Source organism: uncultured Dialister sp. (assembly GCF_900541605.1).
Taxonomy (GTDB): Bacteria; Bacillota; Negativicutes; order Veillonellales; family Dialisteraceae; genus Dialister.
In genome coordinates this window covers 1-2,329 of record NZ_UQKJ01000199.1, presented here as the reverse complement: position 1 = coordinate 2,329, position 2,329 = coordinate 1, and the positions used below count along the sequence as shown (strand labels likewise).

2 protein-coding genes are annotated in these 2,329 nt (G+C 56.0%); both read left to right on the top strand.

What is annotated here, in order from left to right:
• Positions 1-206 precede the first annotated feature (206 nt).
• On the top strand, positions 207-1,013 hold the full coding sequence (locus QZR21_RS09010; RefSeq protein WP_296100352.1) for a basic amino acid ABC transporter substrate-binding protein: 807 nt from the start codon (positions 207-209) through the stop codon (positions 1,011-1,013).
• 785 nt (positions 1,014-1,798) lie between these two features.
• Positions 1,799-2,329 (top strand): amino acid ABC transporter permease (locus tag QZR21_RS09005; protein WP_296975030.1); only part of this gene is annotated, 531 nt, incomplete at its 3' end.

Sequence of the window (2,329 nt, the reverse complement as noted above, 5' to 3'; positions counted from 1 at the left end):
CGAACCCTGTGCAGCTTTAAATAAAATTATTTTTGTCGTTTACTATAGAAGCCCCTGCCCGTTCGCACGTGCGCAGATACAGTACAATAGATTCTCCATCTGACAAATATTATTTTAGCGAACAACTTGTATTATATCTTTTATTGGCGTATAATACTTGTGAACTGAAAAGTGTCGGTATATATTGCAAAGGAAGGAATCGTACTATGAAGAAATGGATGGCTGCAGGGGCGGCACTGGTATTGGCGGGGTGCCTTATCCTTACGGGCTGTGGAAAGGAAGAGCCGAAGGCCGCTTCCGGGGCTGATGGTCATGTGCATGTGGTGACCCATGCGAACTGGAATCCCTTCGAATATATGAAGGATGGCAAGATCACAGGCTTCGACGTGGAGCTCATTACGGAAGCGGCGAAGAAGGCGGGGCTTACGGTGGATATTTCCGACGCCGGATGGGAAGCGATTTTTGAGCAGATCCGGACGGGCCAGGCGGATGCCGCCATTTCCGGTATCACTATCACCGATGACCGGAAGGCCACCTACCTCTTCTCGAAGCCCTACTTCGTTTCCCGGCAGGCCATCCTCATCCGGGAGGATGAGTCCATTTCCAGCGCCAAGGACCTGATGGACGGAAAGACCGTGGCCGTGCAGAACGGTTCCACGGGACAGGAGGCCCTGGAAAAGCTGATGGGGAAGAATAATCCCGCCATCAAGAAGACTCCCATGTCCATCCAGATGCTCATCGGCGGCCAGGTGGACGCCCTGGTAGGGGATGAGACATCGGTGAAGTCCATTGTGGCCCAGTATCCGGACCAGCACCTGAAGATCGTCTACGACGATGCCGCTTTCACGCCGGAGTACTTCGGCATCATTTACCCCAAGGACCGGGGCGGCGAGCTGCAGCAGAAAATCGATAAGGCCCTGGCGGAAATGGTGAACGACGGGACCTACGGGAAGCTCTATGAAAAGTGGTTCCACGTGCAGCCCGATGAAAAGATGCTGGCGAAGTTGAAATGAGTGAGATCCAGGTCTAGGGGGACAGGCCCTGCGGGCCGGGTGTCTGGTGGGTGAGCTTGCGTGTGAACGTATGGGGGCTTCCAGCTTTTAGCTTCTAGCGACCAGGAAAGCTCTACAGCCTGCGGCGCTTCCAACAGCTAACCTCCGTCGCCTACGGCGCCACCGACGGCCGGGCTCTAAGGTGCTCGCTTATTGTGCAGAAAATGCTCGCATATGAGCCCGGCTCAGCAGCCCTCTGCAGGACTGCTGCCTTCCCAAGGAAGGAGGCTAACGTTTAGCGGCTTCGCCGCAACTGGAATCCTGATGACTATAGCCAAATAACGTGTAATTGACTCAGCACGAGGCTCCCTTCGCTGAAGGCAGAGGCCCTGCATAGGACCTCTGAGCCGGGCCCAAGTTGGCGCTTTTTCTGCACATTGAAGCGCCTTCCTTTCAGGGCCCGGCCGGAATGCTCCCCACCGGGGTGAGGGATCATTGATGAAAACTGATGGAATTGGCCCAAAGGGCCTGATCAGCTTTCCTGGCGGCTAACAGCTAACAGCAAGAAGCTCCGCCGGGGTGACTCCAATCGTTGGCACCCCTCCACCGCTGTCGCGGTCCCCACGATCGCCTTCGCGATGAAAGTGTCTCACTGGATTTTCGCTCGCTGCGCTCACTACAAATCCAGTTCGCTTACTTTTCCCCTCTAAAGAGGGGAGGTTGGGGTGCTTTAGCGGCTTCGCCGCGGGACCTCAACTCTCAACTCTCTTTCCTCAACTCTGTTTTTTAGAAAGGCAAGAAATACTATGTTAGACCTGAAATTATCTATCCTGGAGGAATATGCGCCGTTCTTTGTGTCCGGTACCCTGCTCACCATCAAGCTGTCGGTGGTGGCCATTGTGGCCGGGTTCTTTCTGGGCCTTTTCCTGGCGCTGGCCCGGATTTCCTCTAAAAAATGGTTGTCCATTCCGGCGGCCTGCTTTATCGAAAGTATCCGGGGGACGCCGCTCTTGCTGCAGATCCTCATCACCTATTTCGGCGTGGTGCCTCTCATCATGAAAAAGCCGGACGGCGTGCTGGCGGCGGTGCTGGCTCTGTCCATCAATGCGGGCGCCTATATCGCCGAGACCATCCGGGGCGGCATCCTTGCCACGGACCCCGGACAGATGGAGGCGGCCAACGCCCTGGGCCTCACGAGATGGCAGAGCATGCGGTACGTGATCCTGCCCCAGGCCATCCGGTCCGTGATTCCGGCCCTGGGAAATTCCTTTGTGAGCCTTATCAAGGACTCTTCCCTGGCCTCCGTCATCGCCACGCCGGAGCTCATGTACTGGGCC

Excerpts from the sequence above, each read along its gene's own strand:
- QZR21_RS09010 (WP_296100352.1), top strand. The coding sequence starts at position 207 with ATGAAGAAATGGATGGCTGCAGGGGCGGCACTGGTATTGGCGGGGTGC.